The organism is Mesorhizobium sp. L103C119B0 (assembly GCF_000502235.1).
GTDB lineage: Bacteria > Pseudomonadota > Alphaproteobacteria > Rhizobiales > Rhizobiaceae > Mesorhizobium.
Window position 1 is genome coordinate 134,832 of sequence record NZ_AYXE01000008.1, and the last position, 20,394, is coordinate 155,225.

A 20,394-nucleotide genomic window follows, 5' to 3' on the forward strand; every position below is an offset into this window, starting at 1 on the left:
GATGTATGTCGCCCCCGGTTTTGAGACGACGACATGCGTAAAAACAAGCATCAGCGCCAAAGCGCGTCCGCGTTCGGTTCATCAACTCCGGTCACTCACTGAAAGCGCTAGGTCGCCACCCTTTCGGCCTGATCGGTCAGGGAATCAAGCCGAGCACGACTGCCCCGGTGAACACGAACGCAAGGGCAAAGACGAGATAGGCGAAAGCGCCGGCATAGGCCGGGCGGAAAGCCTGGCTATCGGCCAGCCTCTGGCTGGTGCGGTCCGTCTCGGCGTTCTGGATATAGGACATATCGACCTCCGTCTTGCGGATTAATCTATAAAATCAGTAGACTTTGTCGAGTGCTATTTTTTGGAGATATGTAGAATGATTTTCTCAGTATTCCTTATTATTTGGTTTGGCATTGCTGGGAGACCCCTGTTGGAGACAAGCGAGCGACAAGCTTGGCCGACGTCTGCATAGGCGATAGCATCGCCATTCCGGCGTAAATGCGGATCATTTCGATCGGGAACGGGGAACAGAACATGGGTACAAGACTAGCCGGCAAGATTGCAATCATCTCGGGCGGCGCGACCGGAATGGGCGGAGCGGCCTCGGAATTGTTCGCCGCCGAAGGCGCCAAGGTGGCGATCATCGACCGCAATGGCGAGGCGGCGGCAGCCACTGCGGCGGCGATACGCGCGCGGGGACATATCGCCGAACACTGGGTGGCCGACGTCTCGGACGAGGCGCAGGTCGAGGCCGCAGTGAAGGCGGCGACTGCCAGGCTCGGCCCGGCCACGGTGTTGTTCAACCATGCCGGCACCATCGTGATAAAGCCGTTCCTGGAGACGACAGTGCAGGAATGGGACTGGCTGCATGCGGTCAATGTCCGCTCGATGTTCCTGATGACGCGCGCCGTGTTGCCGGGCATGATCGCTGCCGGTGGCGGTTCGATCGTCTGCACCTCGTCGATCTCGGCTGTGGCGGCCACACCCATGGAGGTGCTCTACGACACCACCAAGGGCGCCTGCCACATGTTCGCGCGCGCCATCGCAGTCGAATTCCGCGACCGCAACATACGCTGCAACGCCGTCTGTCCCGGCTTCATCCGCACGCCGCACGGCCTGCGCGAGGTCGCCGATCTCGGCAAGCTCGGCGTCGACGTGTCGGACGCCGCATTGGCCGCGCAGCAGGGCCGCATCGGTGAGCCGGAGGAAGTGGCCAAGGCAGCGCTGTACCTCGCCAGCGATGAGTCCAGCTTCGTTAACGGGACGCATCTGTTTGTCGATAATGGTTTTACGGCGATGTGAGTATCCCAGGCTTGGCGCCCTTCCTCTCCCCCGTCGATCGGGGGAGAGGTGTCGAGCGCAGATCGACGGAGTGGGGGTCGACCCTTGGCGCAAGGAAGATTCATGCGCACCCGTTGGCAACAGTGGCGAGGTGGTTCCCCGCTCCGTCGCTGCTTCGCAGCGCCACCTCTTCCCCCGGAGGGAGAGGAAGGGCGCCAAGTCCTACTCGCTTACCGTTCTTCTCGTCGAAACGGCTTCAGCAGCGCCGACGGCGCAACCGCGTTGCGTGACATCACGGCCATCGCGACGATGGTGAAAATGAACGGCAGCATCAAGAACGCCTCATAGGGAATATGCCCGAGGCCGCTCGCCTGCATGCGCAATTGTAGCGCATCGACGAAGGCGAACAGCAGCGCCGCGCCCGCAGAGCGCCACGGGTCCCAGCGGCCGAACACGACCAGCGCGATCGCCACCCAGCCACGGCCCGACACGACACCAAAGGTGAAGGCGTTGAACTGTGCCATGGTGAGGAAGGCGCCCGCAAGCCCCATCAGCGCACCGCCGAGGATGACCGCCTGGAAGCGCGTGGCGATGACGCTGACCCCAGCGGAATCAGCGGCGCGCGGGTTCTCGCCGACCATCCGCACCGACAGCCCCCAAGGCGTGCGGTAGAGCACGAAAGCAGCGAGCGGGATGGCAATGATTGCCAAGTAGACCAGCGCAAACTGGTTGAAAACCGCTGACCCCAGAACCGGAATATCCGACAGCAGCGGGATCGGCACCGTCTGAAAACCCTTGATGCTGGGCGGCACCGATTGCTGGCCGAAGGTCAGACGGTAGAGGAAATAGGCAAGGCCGGACGAGAACAAAGTAACGCCGATGCCGCAGACATGCTGGCTGAGGCCGAGCGCCACGGTGAACAGCGCATGCAGCGCGCTCATCGCCATGCCGGTCAACACCGCGGCCAGCACGCCGAGCCACAGGCTGCCGCTGAGGCTGGCGGCGGTGAAGCCGGTCATCGCGCAGAGCAGCATGATGCCTTCGATACCGAGATTGAGCACGCCGGCCCGCTCGGAGAACATCTCGCCCAGCGTGGCAAATGCCAGCGGCGTGGCGATGCGGATAATGGCGGCGAGGAAGCCGACCTGAAAGATCTGTTCGAACACCGCGCTCATAAGGCGGCACCGACGCGGCGGATGCGATAGGCCGTGAACAGCAGCGCCACCAGCATGGCGAGCAGCGCCGTGCCCTGGATGACATCGCTGAGGAACGCCGGCACGCCGGTGGCGCGCGACATCGCTTCGGCGCCGGTCATCACGGCGGCCAGGAAGATCGCCGCCGGTACGACGCCGAGCGGATTGAGCCTGGCCAGCATGGCAACGACGATGCCGGAATAGCCATAGCCCGGCGAAATGTCGCTCATCACCTGGAAATGCACGCCGCCGACCTCGCCGACGCCGGCAAGCCCGGCCAGCGCGCCCGACAGCAGCGCCGTCGAGATCAGCACCCGCTCGACATGTATGCCGCCATAGCGGGCGGCTTCCGGGCTTTCGCCGGTGACCCTGATCCGGAAGCCGAGCGTGGTGCGCACGATCAGGAACCAGATCAACGGGGCCCCGATCAACGCGGCGATGACACCCAGATGCAGCCTTGTGCCTTCGAGCAGCACCGGAAAATTCGCCGAATCCTCGATCGGCGGCGAGATCGGATAGCCGCTGAACGAGTCCTTCCACGGCCCCTCGATCAGCGCCATCAGCGCATAGTAGATGACCGAGTTGAGCAGCAGCGAGCTGACGACGTCATCCACCTTGAATTTGACCCTGAGCGTCGCGGGCACCAGCGCTACCGCGGCACCGGCAGCAGCGCCCGCCAGCGCCATCGACAGGATCGCCAGCGCGCCCGGCATTGGGATGGCGCCGACGAAGCAGCTGGCCACGGCGCCGGCCAGCAATTGGCCCTCGGCGCCGATGTTCCAGAATTTGGCCCGGAAGGCGACGGCCACAGCCAGCCCGGTGAAGATCATCGGGGCGGCGCGAACCAGCGTTTCGGTGATGGCATAGCTGTCGCCGAACGAGGCCGACAGCATCACGCCATAGGCCTCAAGCACGCCGGCGCCGGCCAGCGCGATGAGGCCGCTGCACAGGACCAGCGCTGCGCCGATGGCCAGCAGCGGCAAAGCGAGATTGAACCAGGCGGGGGTGGAACTGCGGGCTTCGAGGCGGAACATCAGCTATGCCCCTCCGCCGCCCAGACGGTCGCGCCGCCCCTCATCCGCCTGCCGGCACCTTCTCCCCGTATAGACACGGATCTGGGCCCTATGGCAGCTCCCCTTTGCAGCTGTGGCGATTGGCGAAACCATGGGTGAGAGCCCCTCTCCCCGTCTCTATGCGGGGAGAGGATGCCGGCAGGCAGGTGAGGGGCAGCGCTGACGCTTAAAGTCAGCCAAAAGCGGGCAGTATTATTTGAGGTTTCTGCGAGGAACCGAGTGAGAAAGTCCATCTAGGCTCTGCCCTCCGCCCCGGTCATCAGCAGCCCAAGCCGCGCGATGGTCGCATCGGCGCTGTCCAGCGTGCCGGCGATGCGGCCCTCATACATCACCGCGATGCGGTCGCAGAGCACCAGCAGCTCTTCGAGATCCTCGCCGATGACGATGATGCCGCAGCCCTTGGCGCGCATGGCGAGGAATTTTTCGTGGATGAAGCGGGCGGCGCCGATGTCGAGGCCGCGCGTCGGCTGCGAGACGATCAGCACCTTCGGGTCGAAAGCCAGTTCGCGCGCCAGCAGCGCCTTCTGCAGATTGCCGCCCGACAGCGCGCCGGCGCGGGTCATCGGCCCGGGGCACCTGATATCATAAGCCTTGATCTGTTCTTCGGCGAAAGCGCGGATAGCGTCGGGCTTGAGCAGGCCTTTGCTGCTGAACGCCTCGGTGCCGATGCGCGGCAACACCATGGAATCGGCGAGCGGCAGATTGGTGACCAGCCCGGTCGTCATACGGTCTTCCGGGATGCGGCCAAGGCCGAGCGCCTGCACCTCGCGCGGCGAGAACCGCGTAACAGGTTTGCCGGCTATCGTCATCGCGCCGGCGTCGGGCGCGTGCGTGCCGGAAATCACCTCGGCCAGCGCCCGCTGGCCATTGCCGGAGACCCCGGCAATGCCGAGGATTTCGCCCGCGCGAACGGCAAGCGATACATCGCGCAGCGGCGTCCCCGAATGCCGTGAGGTGGAAATACCGTCGAGCGTCAGCACCGCCGCGCCTGGGGTCGAAGGTCCTCTTGCCGGCGGCACTATCTCATGGCCGCACATCAGCTGCGCCATTTCTGCCGATGTCGTGTTCGCCGGATCGTCGACACGGCCGGCGACGCGGCCATGCCGCAATACGGTGCAGCGATGGGTGAGCGCCCGCACCTCGTTTAATTTGTGCGAGATGAAGATGATGCCGAGCCCCTGCGCCGCCATCGAGCGCAGCGCCGAAAACAGCCCGTCGACCTCGCCCGGCGCCAACACCGCGGTTGGCTCATCAAGGATCAACAGCCTGGCGCCGCGAAACAGCGCCTTGACGATTTCGAGCCGCTGCTGCTCGCCGACCGACAGCGCGGAGACAGGCAGGTTGGGGTCCAGCGTCAGCCCATGCTGACGGCTGATGTCGGACAACCGGGCAAGTCCGCCGGCGCGGTCGATGCGGCCGGATTTGCCGGGAATGCCAATCAGAAGGTTTTCCAGGACCGTCAGCCTTGGCGCCAAATGAAAATGCTGGTGCACCATGCCGATGCCGGCGGCCAGCGCATCGGCCGAACTGGTGATCCGCACGGTCTTGCCCTGGATAAGAATTTCGCCGGCATCGGGCGCATAGGCGCCGAACAGCACATTCATCAGCGTCGTCTTGCCGGCGCCGTTTTCGCCCAGCAGGCCGAGGATCTCACCTGGGGCGACGCTTAGATCGACAGCCTCATTCGCCTTGACGGCGCCGAAGCTCTTGGTGATGCCGCGCATTTCGATGAGAGGGGCGGACAAGGATGCTCCTGCGGGATACCCCTCCCCCTCGAGGGGAGGGTGCCGAGCGAAGCGAGGCGGGTGGGGTCACCTCAACTGCCTCAACCCATGACTTAGCAGGATGGAGCACTTCGCGGAGGACCCCACCCGGCCCTGCGGGCCACCCTCCCCTCAAGGGGGAGGGTACGCCGAGCTAATCCGAAACCGGCGTGTTCTCATCCACATCCACCCGGAAATTGCCTTCCAGGATCTCGGCCTTCTTCTTCTCGACCAGATCCTTCACATCCGCCGGCAGCGTCTTGTCGAATTTATGGTAGGGCGCCAGGAACGACCCGCCCTTGGCCATGCGCGAGAAATCGCCATAATCCTGCGCGGTGAAGACACCGGCCTTGACCAGCTTGATCGCCTGCTCGACCGTCGGATACATGTCCCAGACCGGCCCGGTTATGACCGTGTCGGGGCCGAGGCTCGACTGGTCGGACATGTTGGAGATGGCGAGGATCTTCTTGTCCACCGCCGCCTCGATGACGCCGAAGCGCTCGGCATAGATGACATCGACGCCGGCATCGATCTGGGCGACCGCCGCTTCCTTGGCCTTGGGCGGATCGAAGAACGAGCCAATGAAGGCGACCTTCTTCTTGATGTTGGGATTGACCTCCTTGGCGCCGGCAAAGAAGGCGTTGACCAGCCGGTTCACTTCCGGAATGCCCATGGCCGCCACCGCGCCGATCGTGCCCGACTTCGACATCTTGCCGGCGATCATGCCGGACAGATAGGCCGGCTCGTGGATCCAGTTGTCGAAGACGCCGAAATTGGGCTCGGCCGGGCCGGCGCCCGAGCCGAACAGCCATGCCGTCTTCGGGAACTGCTTTGCCGTGCGGCGCGATTCACGCTCGGCGGCGAAGGCGTCGCCCAGCACCAGCTGGTACCCGCCTTGCGCATATTCGCGCATGACGCGGCTGAAATCGGCGGTCTGCACCTTTTCCGACCATTTGTATTCGATGCCGAGTTCCTTCTCGGCCTTCTGCAGGGCGACGTGGATCTGGTTGTCCCACGGCTCCTCGATCGGCGTGGCGAAGATCGCCGCCACCTTCAGCTTCTTGTCCTTGGCGAGGGCTGCACCCGGCAGCATGGCTGCGGCCAGGCCAAGTGCGCCGAGTTCCAGCACGTCGCGCCGCGACAGGCCGGTCGATTGCGATTTGTTTTTCCGGTTTTCCATCTAGTGCCCCTCTGTTTGACAGCCGTGTCGAGCCGACTGTTCCGAAATCAGACGCGGAACTATGGAACGGGTGCGGACTTTTGTCCACATGGTCAAATTTGGCGGGACTGCTGCCGGGCTCACGCCTTTTAGCGCAGCGCTTTCTCGCCGCCGGCTACGGTGATGACGCCGACGATGATCAGCCCGGTCAGCAACAGCCGAACGCCGGCGCTGACGCCGAACGTGTTGAGCATGGTCAGAAGCAGCACCAGGAACAGCGCCGCGCCCCAGACACCGGGAACATTGGCCTTGCCACCGGCGACCGAGGTGCCGCCGATGACGACGACGGCGATCGAGGCCAGCAGGTACTCGTTGCCGATATCAACATTGGCGCCGCGGAAATAGCCGGCGAGCAGCGCCCCGTCCATGCCGCCGAGCGCGCCCGACAGCGTGTAAGTCAGGAAGCGGGTGCGGCCGACATTGACGCCGGCAAGCCACGCGGCGCGGATGTTCTGGCCGATCGCCAGCACCGAGCGGCCATAGATCATGCGCTGCAAGGCGATGGCCGCACCGATGCTGAACAATACGGTAAGGATCGCCAGCACTGGAATGCCCAGGATTTGCCAGTTCGCAAAATCGGCAAAGCCGGGCGGCGGCTTGATCTGCAGGCCACGCCCATAGCTGATGTCGATCGACTGGATGATGAAGCTGGCCGACAGAGTGGCGATGATCGGCGGGATCCTCAGCGCCCAGATCAGGAGATAGTTGACGGCACCGATGGCGGCGCCGCAGGCGAGCGCGGCGAGCAGCCCGACCACGATCATGGAATCGCTGCCGCCCATGACCTTCATGGCGACGGCACTGGCGAGCCCGATATTGGCCGGCAGCGACAGGTCGACATTGCCTGGCCCGAGCGTGATGACGAACATTTGGCCGACGCCGACGATCACGGTGAACACGGCAAGCGAAAGTGCCGCCGTGATCATGCCGCCGCCGCCATAGCCGCCGGTGAAAGCGATGGTCGCCAGCCAGACGAACATCGCGCCGATGAACGACCAGATCCAGGGTTTGGCGACAAGCGATTTAACCAGCGTCATCGCTACCTCTCCCTGCGGCTGATCAGGACGCGGGCTGCCAGCACGATGATCAGGATGGCGCCGTTGGCCGCGACCTGCCAGTCCGGCGGAATGTGCATGAAGGTGAGCAGAGGCGATGCCGCCAGCGCCAGTGTCAGCGCGCCGAGCACGGCGCCGATCGGCGACACCCGGCCGCCGACGAACTCGCCGCCGCCGAGAATGACGCCGGCGATCGCCAGCAGCGTGTAGCCATTGCCGATATTGGCGTCGGCCGAGGTGGTGATGCCGATCAGCGCCATGCCGGACAGAACGCCGAATAGGCCGGTCAGCGCAAACAGCACGATCTTGGTTCGAAGCAGCGACCAGCCAGCGCGCCTGAGCGCCGCCGGATTGCCGCCGGATCCCCGCAGGATGACGCCACAGGAGGTGCGCATCAGCCCAAAATGCACCACCGCTGCGATCGCCAGCGCGGCGATGATAGGGAACGGAATGAAGGGCGGCTTGAAGGCCATCAGCGACAAGAGCCAGTCCGGCGCCTTGCCACCGGGCTTGGGCAGCACCAGAATGGCAAGCCCCTGCCAGACGAAGCTCATGCCCAGCGTTACCACGATCGACGGCAGATTGCGCAGATGGATCAATGCGCCCAGCAGTGCATAGACCCCGATGGCGCCGAGCAGGATGACCACGCCGAGCAGCGGCGCGTCCTTCAGCCAGGTCGCGGTGACGCAGCCGACAAAGCCGACAAAAGTGCCGATCGACAGATCGAGCTCATTGCCGGCGATGACGAACATCTGGGCGATCGTCGCCAGCGCGATCGGGATAGCCAGGTTCAACATCAGGCTGAAGCCGAAATAGCTGATGGCGCGTGGGTTGAGCCAGGCGATGGCGATAACCACCAGCGCCAGCGACAGCGCCGGCAACAGGCTGCGCAACAGGCGCGCGCGGGCGGCACTGCTGCGCGGCGAGGTCGTCGGGCCGGGAGCGATTGCCGTCATCTCAGGCCGCGTCGCCGAATGAGGACTGGATGATCTTTTCCTCGGTCAGCTCGTCGCGCGTGAGATTGGCGACGATGCGGCCGTTCTTGAAGACATGGATGTGGTCGCAATTGTCGAGCTCTTCGGTCTCGGTGGTGTACCAGAGGAAGGTCCGGCCCTTGGCCGCCTCCTCGCGCACGAGATCGTAGACCTCAAGCTTGGTGCCGATGTCCACGCCGCGCATCGGATCGTCCATCAGCACGATCTGCGCATCGGAACCCAGTGCGCGGGCAAACAGCGCCTTCTGCTGGTTGCCGCCGGACAGCGAGAAGATGTTGTTGGTCATGTCAGGCGTGCGGATGCCGATCTTCTGCTTCCAAAACTCAGCAAGCTCGGCCTCGCGCTGCGGCGAGATCAGCAGCCCTTTGCGCAGCCGCGCCAGCGAGCGGATGCCGATGTTTTCCGAGATCGACCATTGCGGAAAGATGCCTTCCGATTGGCGGTCTCCGGCCACCAGCGCCACCGGGGCGGTCACCTCGATATCAAGCCTTCTACGCGTCGCGGCGGCAAAGATCGCCAGCAACAGGTCGGTCTGGCCATGGCCGGCAAGCCCGGCAAGCCCGATGATCTCGCCGGCGCGGGCGACAAGCTCCTTGCCGTCCTGCTGCCGCTCGGGCCGCGCCCGCACCCTGACCGGGCCACCCGCCGGCCTGGCGGCGATCTCCGCCGCGATCTTCTCGCGCGCTTCCGCGCCACCCATGGTGGCCACCAGCCGGTCGCGGTCGAACGCTTTTGCAACGTCCGTGGCGACCACCTTGCCGTCGCGCATCACCACGATGCGGTCGGCATTTTGCAGCACCTCGCCCAGCACATGCGAGATCAGGATGCAGCTGCCCCCGGTGGCTACGAAACGGCGCACGAAGGCAAGCAGCTGGCCCGCAGTATGCGCGTCCAGCGAAGAGGTCGGCTCGTCGAGAATGACCAGGTCGAGCGGATCGCGCGTCACCGTGAAGGCGCGCGCCACCTCGACCATCTGCCGCCGGCCGATGGAGAGATCGCCGGCAATGTCGTCCGCCGAGATGCCGTGATCCGGAAAGATTTCGTCCAGCTTGGCGGCAATGAGAGCAGCCGCCTTGCGTCGCCAGCCGAAGCCGGTGAGCGCCGGATGGTTGATGCGCGTATTCTCCGCGATACTGAGGTTAGGGCAGAGCGACAGTTCCTGGAACACGCAGCGTATGCCGAGTTTCAGCGCGCGCGCCACCGAGTAGTCGGTTTCGGCATTGCTACGCACCGCGATCTCACCGCCATCGGGCTGCAGCGTACCGGCCACCATGTGCATCAGCGTCGATTTGCCGGCTCCGTTGTGGCCGACCAGCCCGACGCATTCGCCTGATACAACATGGAAGTCGACGCCGTTAAGCGCCCGAACGGCGCCGAAATGTTTTTCGGCGCCGTTCAGCCTGATGATGTCCAAATGGGCGGCGCCGAAATGTTTTTCGGCGCCGCCCAGTCTGATGATGTCCGTATTGGCCTCAGGCATGCTCAACGATATCCGGTCGGTCATGCCGCTGGCAATGAATGCAATGCATCACTTGATATTGGCTTTGATCGCCGCGATTGCGTCTTCCTGGCTGTATTCGTGGGTGGCGACGCCGCCCTCCTTGATTTTCGGCAGCTCGGTCTCGAAATTGTCCTGGGTAAAGGCGAGATACGGCACCAAAAGGTCATGCGGAATGTCCGTGCGGCCGTCGAGCACCTGCTGCGCCACCCAGAAGGCCAGCGACGACACGCCGGGCGCTATCGAGGCCGACCAGGTCTGGTAGCCGTCCTTGTCCTTCTGCTCCTTCCACCATTTCAGCTCGTCCTGGCGGTTGCCCATGATGATGGTCGGACGCGGCTTGCCTGCGGCGGCAAAGGCTTGTGCCGCGCCATAACCGTCACCGCCCTGGTCGACGATGCCGACGATGTCGGGCAGCGAAGGCAGGATCGTCGCGACTGCCTTCTGCGCCGTCGTCTGGTCCCAGTCGCCGGTCACCGAACCGACGATCTTGAACTCGGGATGGGCGGCGACGCCTTCGAGGATGCCGGCATGGATGGCATCGTCGATCGAGGTGCCGGCAAGGCCGCGGATTTCCAGGAGATTGCCGCCCTTGGGCTGGAATTTGGCCATCTGCTCGACTTCCTGCTTGCCCATGTCCTTGAAGTCGACGACGACGCGGTAGGCGCAAGGTTCGGTGACGGTCCCGTCGAAGGAGACGACGACGATGCCGGCATCGCAGGCCTGCTTGATGGCGCCGTTCAGCGCATCCGGCGATGCGGCGTTGATGACGATGGCGTCATAACCCTGCAGGATCAGGTTCTGCACCTGGGCAGCCTGGGTCGGCACTTCCTTGTCGGCGGTGGTGAAGATGTCGGCGGCGCCGACGATCTTATCCTCCACCGCCTTCTTGGTGACGATGCCGTAGCTGTCGAGCATCGCCTGGCGCCACGAATTGCCGGCGTAATTGTTGGAGAAGGCGATCTTCTTGCCGCTGGTGTCGGCAAGCGCCGTGCCCGAGGCGAGCATCGCCGCCAGAGCGCTCAGGACGAGCAGTGTCTTCATGTCATAATCCTCCCATAGATTGTCGGCCCCGCCGACTGTTGCAGATGGTTTTGGCGTTGTCTGCCTGTTTTTTATCTATTGTCAGACAAATTCAGATACGCCCGCTTGTCAACTGCGATCGATCACGCTTGGACGATCAACTTCAGGTGCGGCGGTTGAAAAGCCTTCGCGTGCTGGTCTAGGGAAGGGTCCAGGAGACCATGCATGGCAGCGATGCCGCCGACCCTTCCCCCCAGTGCACCCAAAAGAATGGGCGCCCCCGGAATTCCGGCGCGCTGGACGTCAAGCGCCAAGAGCGGCGTAGGTGCCGCGCTTTCGCCGGCGAGCCGCGTCTGGTTCACGCTCAGCCATGGCATCGTCAACGAGGTCTACTATCCCGGCCTCGACAGCGCCTGCACGCGCGACATGGGACTGCTGGTCACCGGCCTCGGCGGCTGGTTTTCCGAGGAGAAGCGTGACGCTACGCATGCCATCGAGCCGTTCGAGGAAGGCGTGCCCGCCTACCGGCTGGTCAACGCGACGGCGCGTTACCGGATCGAAAAGCGCATCCTGGCGGATCCGGCGCGCCCGGCCCTGCTGCAGGAAACCAGCTTCACGGCACTCGAGGGCGTGGCCACGGACTACCGCGTCTACGCCCTGCTGGCGCCGCATCTGGTCAATGCCGGCATGGGCAACACCGCTTGGATCGGCGAGCACAAGGGCAAGCCGATGCTGTTTGCGTCCGGGCGCGGCGCCTGCCTGGCGCTTGCCTCGTCGTTGCCTTGGGGCGACTGCTCGGCCGGCTATGCAGGCTTTTCCGACGGCTGGCAGCAACTCAGCCGCGCCGGCCGGCTCGATCCTGCCTGCCAAAGCGCGGAGGACGGCAATGTCGCGCTGACCGGTGAGATCGGCTTTTCCTTAGCCAACAGCAAAGCCTTGCTTGCGCTTGGGTTTGGGGCAACGCCGGATGAAGCGGCCGAAAACGCCGCCGCCAGCCTGAAACGCGGTTTTGAGCCGGCGGCAAAGGCCTATGTCGCGAAATGGCGGAAATGGCAGGCAGGCCTGACGCCGCTCGACCACCATGATGCATCCGGCCTCAACACCTACCGCGTCAGCACAGCGGTGCTGGCGACGCACCTGTCGCTGGCGAGGCCCGGCGCGGCCGTTGCCAGCCTGTCGATCCCGTGGGGAGCGAGCAAGGGCGACGACGACCTTGGCGGCTATCATCTGGTCTGGCCGCGCGACCTTGTGGAAACCGCGGGCGGCTTCCTCGCCGCCGGCGATCCGGCGCAGGCGCTTGAGATCCTCGCCTATCTCCGTTCCATCCAGCGGCCGGACGGCCACTGGCCACAAAATGTGTGGCTCGACGGCTCGCTCTATTGGCCGGGCATCCAGATGGACGAATGCGCCTTCCCGCTGCTGCTTGCCGATGCGCTGCACCGCGCCGGCCACCTGCCGCGCGCAAAGCTCGCCGCCTTCATGCCGATGGTCGAGAAAGCAGCATCCTATGTCGTGCGCAACGGCCCCGTCACCGGGCAGGACCGCTGGGAGGAGGATGCCGGCTACAGCCCATTCACGCTCGCCGTCGAAATATCGGCACTGCTTGGCGCCGCCGATCTGTTCGACGTTGACGGAAAACCGGAGCCGGCTAACTATTTGCGCGAGGTCGCAGATTGCTGGAACGACCAGATCGAGCGCTGGACCTATGTCAGCGGCACACCGGAGTGCCACGAGGCTGGCGTCGACGGGTACTACATCCGCATCGCGCCGGCCGACGCTTCAGGCGCCGCATCGCCGAAGGACGGCTTCGTACCGATCAAGAACCGTCCGCCGGGCGATACCGACAAGCCGGCCGAAGCGATTGTCAGCCCGGACGCGCTGGCGCTGGTCCGCTTCGGCCTCAGGGCCGCGGACGATCCGCGCATCGTCGGCACGGTCAAGATCATCGACGCGCAACTGCGCTGCGACCTGCCGCAAGGGCCTCTATGGTACCGCTACACCAGCGACGGTTATGGCGAACACGCCGACGGCGCCCCCTTCGACGGCAACGGCCAGGGCCGACCCTGGCCGTTGCTGGCCGGCGAACGCGCCCACTACGAGCTGGCCGCCGGTAACAAGGACAAGGCGGCAAGCCTGCTCAGGACATTCGAGGCTTCGGCTGGTGTGGGCGGTCTGCTGCCGGAACAGGTCTGGGACGGCGCCGACATACCGGAGCGCGAATTGTGGCTGGGCAGGCCGTCGGGCAGCGCCATGCCGCTGGTCTGGGCGCATTCGGAACACATCAAGCTGTTGCGCTCGCTCCGCGACGGCGCCGTCTTCGACATGCCGCCGCAAGGCGTCAAGCGCTATGTCAGGGACAAGACCGGCTCGCCGCTGAGGATATGGCGCTTCAACAACAGGCTGCGCACCATGGAAGCCGGCAAGACGCTGCGGGTTGAACTGCTGCAGCCGGCACTGATCCGCTGGAGCGGCGACCAGTGGCAGACCAGCCATGAAATCAACACGTCCGTGAATGTCTTTGGCGTCCATATGGCGGATCTGCCGGTGACCGATATTCCGCGAGGTAATACGATCGTCTTCACTTTTTTCTGGCCCGACGGCGACCGTTGGGAGAATGTCGACTTCACCGTCGGCATTGAGAACTAACTCGCCAGCAATTTCTTTCCTCAAGCGACTAGGACAAGACCATGCAGATCGGAATGATGGGACTGGGCAGGATGGGCGCCAACATGGTGCGCCGCCTGATGCGCGACGGCCATGAATGCGTCGTCTACGACATCAACCCGGCAAGCGTTGCCGCCCTGGTTGCCGATGGCGCCATCGGCGCCGCATCGATGGAGGAGTTCGTCGGCAAGCTTTCCAAGCCGCGCAGCGCCTGGCTGATGCTGCCGGCGGCGATCACCGGCAAGATCGCCGACCAGGTGGCGGCGCTGATGGAGCCCGGCGACATCATTATCGACGGCGGCAATTCCTATTATCACGACGCTGTCGACCAGGCGGCCGAGCTTGCGGCCAAGGGCCTGCACTATGTCGATGTCGGGACCAGCGGCGGCGTCTGGGGCTTGGAGCGCGGCTATTGCCTGATGATCGGCGGCCCCGATACGGCGGTTAAACACCTCGATCCGATCTTCGCCACGCTGGCGCCCGGCGCCGATGCCGGCGCCACGCCCGACAAGGCGGGCGGAACCGCACCCTTTGGCTACCTGCATTGCGGACCGAGCGGCGCCGGTCATTTCGTCAAGATGATCCACAACGGCATCGAATATGGCGTCATGGCCGCCTACGCCGAAGGCATGAACATCCTGAAATCGGCCAATGCCGGCAAAAGACAGCGCACGGCGGACGCCGAGACCAGCCCTTTGGAAAACCCGCAATACTATCAGTTCGACATCGACCTGCCGCAAGTGGCCGAGGTCTGGCGCCATGGCAGTGTGATCGGCTCGTGGCTGCTCGACCTCACCGCCGGCGCACTGAAGAGCGACCCGGCATTGACCCAGTTCGGCGGCCGCGTCTCCGATTCCGGCGAAGGACGCTGGACGCTGAAGGCGGCGATCGACACCGGGGTGCCGGCGCCGGTTCTGTCCTCGGCTTTGTTCGACCGCTTCTCCTCGCAGGGCGAATCCGAATTCGCCGACAAGCTGCTGTCGGCCATGCGCTATGCCTTTGGCGGCCATGTCGAAAAGCCGAAGGCCGGCAAGTGAAGGCCGCAGGGGAGACGCGCAAGATGAACCCGGAACGGTCCGACACGCTGGTGCTCTTCGGAGCAACCGGCGACCTTGCCCACAAGAAGATATTTCCGGCCCTCTACCAGATGGTAGCCAAGGGGACGCTGACCGAGCCGGTGATCGGCGTCGCCTTCGATGCCTGGGACATCAACCAATTGCAGGCGCGGGCCCGCGACGGCATCGTCAACGCTGTCGGCAAGATCGACGAAAAGATCTTCGCCAAATTCGCCAGTCTGCTGCGCTATGTCAGCGGCGACTACCGCGACGGCGCGACCTTCGAGAAGCTGAAGACGGCGCTCGGCTCGGCGCAGCGGCCGCTGCACTATATGGCGGTGCCGCCGACCATGTTCGAGACCGTTGTCCAGGGGCTGGAGCAATCCGGTACCGCGCATGGCGCGCGGCTGATGGTGGAAAAGCCGTTCGGCCACGATCTCCAATCAGCGCGCTGGCTGAACCGCGTGCTGCATCTGGTGTTCGAAGAGCAGTCGATCTTCCGCATCGACCACTATCTCGGCAAGGAGGCGATCCAGAACCTGCTCTATTTCCGCTTTGCCAATTCCTTTCTCGAGCCGATCTGGAACCGCAACTTCGTCGAAAGCGTACAGATCACCATGGCCGAGGACTTCGGCGTCGAAGGCCGTGGCAAATTCTATGACGATGTCGGCGCTATCCGCGATGTGATCGAGAACCATCTGCTCAACATCCTTTTGCTGCTCGCCATGGAACCGCCGGTCGGCCGCTCGGCCGACGATCTGATCGACGAGAAGGTGCAGGTGCTGCGCGCCATCCGCACGCTGACCAAGGACGACGTCGTGCGCGGCCAGTTCACCGGCTACCTCGCTGAACCCGGCGTGAAGCCGAACTCGCCGGTCGAAACCTTTGCCGCGGTGCGCTTCATGGTCGACACCTGGCGCTGGCAGGACGTGCCCTTCTTCATCCGCACCGGCAAGAACATGCCGGTGCATGTGACCGAAGTGATCGTGCGGCTGAAGCGGCCGCCGCTCGACGTCTTCGATCCGATCAAGCCCAGCGACGCCAATTACGTGCGCTTCCGCATCGACCCGCAGGTGGCGATCTCGATCGGCGCGCAGCGCAAGGCGCCCGGCGACGACATGGTCGGCGAGCAGGTCGAGCTCACCGCGCTCGACGATTCGAAGGGCGACATGCCGCCCTATGAGCGGCTGATCGGCGATGCCATGAACGGCAATGGCCAATTGTTCACCCGCCAGGATGCCAGCGAGCTTGCCTGGCGCATTGTCGGCCCGGTGCTCGGCGACACCACGCCGCCGCATATCTATGAGCCGAAGACCTGGGGGCCGGCCGACGCCATGGTCAGCTTCGGGCCGCCCAACGGCTGGATCAATCCGAGTTGAGCAATTCCAGGAAAAGTGCGAGCGGTCTTTCCGTCCGAAATTGGGTAAAAACAAAGAGTTGGAGCATTCCCCCGTTTCCCTGAAACGCGGGAATGCGCCAAGTGAGCGGAGGAAACGACATGGCCAAGGCAGCCAGGCCCGCGAAGGCCAAGGCCGAACCGATCGTGCTGACGATCGATGTCGGCGGCTCGCATGTGAAAATCCTCACCAGCGCAGGCGGCGAGATGCGCCGCGCCGATTCCGGACCGGACCTGACGCCGCAGCAGATGGTCGCCACGGTGAAGACGCTGGCCGAAGGGCTGGCCTATGACCTGATCTCGATGGGCTATCCCGGCCCGGTCAGGCACAACAGGCCTTCGCTCGATCCCGCCAATCTCGGCAAGGGCTGGGACGGCTACGATTTTGCCGCCGCCTTCGGCAAGCCGGTCAAGGTCGTCAACGACGCGCTGCTGCAGGCGATCGGCAGCTACGATGGCGGGCGCATGCTGTTCCTCGGCCTCGGCACCGGCCTGGGCGCGGCGATGATCCTCAACAATGTCGGCCAGCCAATGGAACTGGCGCATCTGCCGTACCGCAAGGGCGGCAGTTTCGAAGATTATGTCGGTGAGCGCGGCCTGGAGAAATACGGCAAGAAAAAATGGCGCAAATACGTTGTCGACGTCGTCGAGCGGCTGCGTGCGGCGCTGCAGCCGGATTATGTCGTCATCGGCGGCGGCAATGTCGACAGACTGGATGAATTGCCCGCCACATCCAGGCGCGGCGACAATACGCGCGCTTTCGAGGGCGGTTTTCGACTATGGCGCGACAAGGCGCTGATCGTCTGATAGTATTAAAATTCAGTATAGTTGTTGAAAATGACGTGTGGCGCGATACGAAGTCATTGCGTTACGCAGATTTGGCGATTAGATCGGTGGCACCGGATGGAATCATCTGGCGCAACCGCACATATGCGGCAAGACAAATGACTAGAGCGGATTTCCGGCTCCGCTGGGACCACTCTGGGAGTTTCCGCCACCCCCCTAGCGACGGAGAGATAAATTGGCCGACGACAGCAACGACTCTGACAAGGACATCGACCTGCTCGAGCTTACCGCCCATATCGTGTCCGCTTACGTCGAGAAGAACCGCTTGCCCGTTGCCGGCCTGAGCGATCTCATCGCCAGCGTTGCGGCGTCGATCGGCGGGCTCAGCCAGCCGCCGGCCCCAGTGGCGGCGCCGCAGATCCCGGCCGTCAATCCCAAGCGGTCGGTGACGCCGGATTACATCATCTGCCTCGAGGACGGCAAAAAATTCAAATCGCTGAAGCGCCATCTCGGCGTCCATTTCAACCTGACGCCGGAAGCCTATCGTACCAAATGGGGCCTGCCGGCCGACTATCCGATGGTTGCCCCCAACTACGCGGCGTCGCGCTCCGAGCTGGCCAAGTCGATCGGCCTCGGCCGCAAGGCTGCAGTGGCCGCGCCGGCGAAAGCCAAGGGTCGGAAGGCCAAAGTTCCGGCCTGAGTGGGATCAGCGCCTCGGCCCTGAGCCAATCGTTTGGACGACTGGAACAGAAGCCTGCCGGCGAATGAGCCTTGGCAGGCTTCGTGCTTTTGTGGCTTGGATACACCACAGAGATTGCTTTGGGGGAGCAGCGATGAACTACGCCAGAATGGTGATCGAGAAAGAGGCGCCGGAGGAATACGGCTACGATCGCATTCGGTTCAATCTCTCCGAAAGCTCGATCGCCGATCAGAAACTCTCCGACGTCGGCCTGTCGCTGCCGGATCTCACGCTGTTCTACGGCGAGCATCGCGGCGACAAGGAGTTGCGGGCGCTGATCGCGGCGCAAGACAAAGGCATCTCCGCTGACGATGTTCTGGTGACCGCCGGTGCGGCGGGCGCGCTCTTCATCATTTCGACCTCGCTTCTGTCGGAGCGCGACCATCTTGTCGTCGTCCGGCCGAACTACGCCACCAACATCGAGACCCCCAAGGCGATCGGCTGCGCCATCTCCTATGTCGATCTCGATTTCGACGCAGGCTTTGCCATCGATTTCGGCCGCGTCGCCGCCAGCATGCAACCGAACACCAAGCTGATCAGCGTCACCTGCCCGCACAACCCGACCGGCACGATGATGGGCCGGGCCGATCTCGACGCGCTGATTGCGCTGGCCGAAGCGAGCGGCTGCCATCTGCTGGTCGACGAGACCTATCGCGACCTCTCCTATGGACAGCGCCTGCCGGCGGCGGCTTCTCTCAGCCCCAAGGCGATCAGTGTCTCGTCGCTGTCGAAAGCCTTCGGCATTCCCGGCATCCGCATTGGCTGGCTGATCACCAGCGATGCTGAACTGCAGGAGCGCTTCCTCGCCGCCAAGGAGCAGATCGGCATTTGCGGCAGCGTGATCGACGAAGGAATTGCGCGCGGCATGCTGGAGCGCCGCGACGCTTTCTTGGCCGCGCTGCTGCCCGAGATGGCGAAACGCCGCGACATCGTGCAAGCCTGGATTGACCGCGAGCCGCTGGTCGACTGGGTGCGGCCACAAGGCGGCGTCGTTGGATTTCCAAGGCTCGTTGTCAGTCCAGACTTCGACCTCGACCGTTTCTACGTCAATCTGCTGGAAAGCCACGGCACCTATGTCGGTCCCGGCCACTGGTTTGATATGCCCAAGCGCTTCTTCCGCGTCGGTTTCGGCTGGCCGAAAGAGGCGGAATTACAGGGCGGCCTCGACGCCATCACCGCCGCGCTGAGGCAGTAACGTCCGCGTGCAATCGGGCGAGCGGCTGGAAAACCGCTTGATCCAGGCCCGATTTTCACGCATACGCGCCCCGAACTTTGATAAGTTTCATTGGCCGGAACAGCGCCCATTTCCGGGAAGTGCCCCGCCGGCCAATGCAAGCAACGGGGCCTGTATCCATGACATCCCATTCCCATACACCGCCTGACCGGCGTTACGCCGCCTTCCGCCATCGCTCCTTCCTGAGCTATTGGGCGGCGCGTTTCCTGACCACCTTCGCCACCATGATCGTGTCCGTCGCCGTCGGCTGGCAGATCTATGATCTGACGCGCGATCCCTTCGATCTCGGCATTGTCGGCATCGTCCAGTTCCTGCCGTCGCTGCTGCTGGTGCTGGTCACCGGCGTTGTCGCCGACCGTTTCGGCCGCCGCCTGATCATGGCGCTGGCGACGGTAGTCGAGGCAGGTTGTGCGCTTGTCCTGTTGTACTTCACGCTGCGCGGTCTCGTCAGCCCGCTGCCGATCTTCATCGTGCTGGCTATGTTCGGCCTGGCGCGCGCTTTTTATGGGCCGGCCTCGTCGTCGCTGTTCGCCAACCTTGTTCCGCCGGAAGATTTCGGCAATGCGATCGCCTGGAACTCGTCCGCCTGGCAAACGGCGACCATTGTCGGCCCGGTCGCCGGCGGCCTGCTCTATGGCGTCTCGGCCGAAGCCGCTTACGCCGTTGCCTCCGTGCTGATGCTGGTGGCCGGTCTGCTGATCTTCACCATTCCGAAACCGGCCCAGCAGAGCGCCACCGACAAGCCGACGATGGAGACGCTGTTTGCCGGCTTCCGATACATCTGGAGCGAGAAGATCGTCTTGGGCGCCATCTCGCTCGACCTCTTCGCCGTGCTTCTGTCCGGTGCCTCGGCGCTGCTGCCGGTCTATGCCCGCGATATTCTGGAACTCGGCCCGTGGGGCCTCGGCCTGCTGCGCTCGGCGCCCGGCATCGGCGCCATCTGTGTCGCGGTCTGGCTTGCCGGGCATCCGCTGCGCGACAGTGCCGGCAAGATCATGCTCGGCTTCGTCGCCGGGTTCGGCGCCTTCACCGTGCTGTTCGGCGTCTCGACCATCACCTGGCTGTCGATCCTGGCCCTTGCCGGCCTCGGCGCCACCGACATGTTCAGCGTCTATATCAGGGAGACGCTGATCCAGCTGTGGACACCCGACGAGGTGCGCGGCCGCGTCAACGCCGTCAACCAGGTCTTCGTCGGCGCCTCCAACGAAGTCGGCGAGTTCCGCGCCGGCACCATGGCGGCGCTGATCGGCACCGTGCCGGCGGTGGTGATCGGCGGCGTCGGTGCGATTGCCGTCGCCGGACTGTGGGCGGTGCTGTTTCCGCAACTGCGAAGGGTGCGGCATCTCAACAGCCGCAACTGATCGAGTAAGCCGCAGGATCCGGCGCTCGGTCCAAATCAGCTTGCGCCGATGACGGCTTAGATGGGCCG

17 protein-coding genes are annotated in these 20,394 nt (G+C 64.1%); 8 read left to right on the top strand and 9 right to left on the bottom strand.

The features are described 5' to 3' along the window. Positions 1–136: 136 nt before the first annotated feature. Positions 137–292, bottom strand: coding sequence for a hypothetical protein (locus X728_RS1000000169000; RefSeq protein ID WP_023831835.1), 156 nt, complete (start codon positions 290–292; stop codon positions 137–139). A gap of 233 nt (positions 293–525) precedes the next feature. Between X728_RS1000000169000 and X728_RS150850 the strand changes: the two genes are divergently transcribed. Then, positions 526–1,293, top strand: coding sequence for an SDR family oxidoreductase (locus tag X728_RS150850; RefSeq protein WP_023686096.1), 768 nt, complete (start codon positions 526–528; stop codon positions 1,291–1,293). Between the two features lie 209 nt (positions 1,294–1,502). Here X728_RS150850 and X728_RS150845 read toward each other — a convergent pair whose 3' ends face one another. The 8 genes from X728_RS150845 to X728_RS150810 all read right to left on the bottom strand — a co-directional run bounded on the left by X728_RS150845 (position 1,503) and on the right by X728_RS150810 (position 11,112). Continuing rightward, positions 1,503–2,447: an ABC transporter permease gene (locus X728_RS150845; RefSeq protein ID WP_023687753.1), complete on the bottom strand. Its 945-nt coding sequence runs from the start codon at positions 2,445–2,447 to the stop codon at positions 1,503–1,505. Further along, complete coding sequence (locus X728_RS150840) at positions 2,444–3,499, bottom strand: ABC transporter permease (RefSeq protein WP_023831836.1); 1,056 nt, start codon at positions 3,497–3,499, stop codon at positions 2,444–2,446. The genes X728_RS150845 and X728_RS150840 overlap by 4 nt, the downstream gene beginning before the upstream one ends. A 272-nt stretch (positions 3,500–3,771) precedes the next feature. Beyond that, positions 3,772–5,283 carry an ABC transporter ATP-binding protein gene (locus X728_RS150835; protein WP_023831837.1) on the bottom strand — a complete coding sequence of 504 codons (1,512 nt, stop codon included), beginning with the start codon at positions 5,281–5,283 and terminating at the stop codon, positions 3,772–3,774. A 172-nt stretch (positions 5,284–5,455) separates the two neighbouring features. Next, positions 5,456–6,481: a BMP family protein gene (locus X728_RS150830; protein WP_023694458.1), complete on the bottom strand. Its 1,026-nt coding sequence runs from the start codon at positions 6,479–6,481 to the stop codon at positions 5,456–5,458. Between the two features lie 128 nt (positions 6,482–6,609). Then, positions 6,610–7,557 (bottom strand): ABC transporter permease, encoded by a 948-nt coding sequence (locus tag X728_RS150825; protein WP_023704993.1) that lies wholly within the window; start codon positions 7,555–7,557, stop codon positions 6,610–6,612. A 2-nt stretch (positions 7,558–7,559) separates the two neighbouring features. Beyond that, entirely contained in the window at positions 7,560–8,531 is a 972-nt protein-coding gene (locus tag X728_RS150820; protein WP_023831838.1) for an ABC transporter permease, read from the bottom strand. A 1-nt stretch (position 8,532) separates the two neighbouring features. Further along, complete coding sequence (locus X728_RS150815; protein WP_023831839.1) at positions 8,533–10,050, bottom strand: sugar ABC transporter ATP-binding protein; 1,518 nt, start codon at positions 10,048–10,050, stop codon at positions 8,533–8,535. Between the two features lie 48 nt (positions 10,051–10,098). Next, the gene (locus tag X728_RS150810; RefSeq protein WP_023670464.1) at positions 10,099–11,112 is read right to left on the bottom strand and encodes an ABC transporter substrate-binding protein; all 1,014 of its coding nucleotides are present in this window, start codon (positions 11,110–11,112) and stop codon (positions 10,099–10,101) included. Between the two features lie 213 nt (positions 11,113–11,325). On the opposite strand from X728_RS150810, the gene X728_RS150805 reads away from it, so the two are divergent. The 7 genes from X728_RS150805 to X728_RS150775 all read left to right on the top strand — a co-directional run bounded on the left by X728_RS150805 (position 11,326) and on the right by X728_RS150775 (position 20,326). Beyond that, complete coding sequence (locus tag X728_RS150805; RefSeq protein WP_023831840.1) at positions 11,326–13,737, top strand: glucan 1,4-alpha-glucosidase; 2,412 nt, start codon at positions 11,326–11,328, stop codon at positions 13,735–13,737. Positions 13,738–13,778: 41 nt separating this feature from the next. After that, positions 13,779–14,792 (top strand): phosphogluconate dehydrogenase (NAD(+)-dependent, decarboxylating), encoded by a 1,014-nt coding sequence (gnd, locus tag X728_RS150800; protein ID WP_023831841.1) that lies wholly within the window; start codon positions 13,779–13,781, stop codon positions 14,790–14,792. A 23-nt stretch (positions 14,793–14,815) separates the two neighbouring features. Beyond that, the gene (gene zwf, locus X728_RS150795) at positions 14,816–16,189 is read left to right on the top strand and encodes a glucose-6-phosphate dehydrogenase (RefSeq protein ID WP_023831842.1); all 1,374 of its coding nucleotides are present in this window, start codon (positions 14,816–14,818) and stop codon (positions 16,187–16,189) included. 119 nt (positions 16,190–16,308) lie between these two features. Next, positions 16,309–17,013: an ROK family protein gene (locus X728_RS150790; protein ID WP_023831843.1), complete on the top strand. Its 705-nt coding sequence runs from the start codon at positions 16,309–16,311 to the stop codon at positions 17,011–17,013. 214 nt (positions 17,014–17,227) lie between these two features. Then, the gene (locus X728_RS150785; RefSeq protein ID WP_023687743.1) at positions 17,228–17,692 is read left to right on the top strand and encodes a MucR family transcriptional regulator; all 465 of its coding nucleotides are present in this window, start codon (positions 17,228–17,230) and stop codon (positions 17,690–17,692) included. A 133-nt stretch (positions 17,693–17,825) separates the two neighbouring features. Continuing rightward, positions 17,826–18,926: a pyridoxal phosphate-dependent aminotransferase gene (locus X728_RS150780; RefSeq protein ID WP_023745387.1), complete on the top strand. Its 1,101-nt coding sequence runs from the start codon at positions 17,826–17,828 to the stop codon at positions 18,924–18,926. Positions 18,927–19,084: 158 nt separating this feature from the next. After that, positions 19,085–20,326 carry an MFS transporter gene (locus X728_RS150775; RefSeq protein ID WP_023670472.1) on the top strand — a complete coding sequence of 414 codons (1,242 nt, stop codon included), beginning with the start codon at positions 19,085–19,087 and terminating at the stop codon, positions 20,324–20,326. The last annotated feature ends 68 nt before the right edge of the window (positions 20,327–20,394 follow it).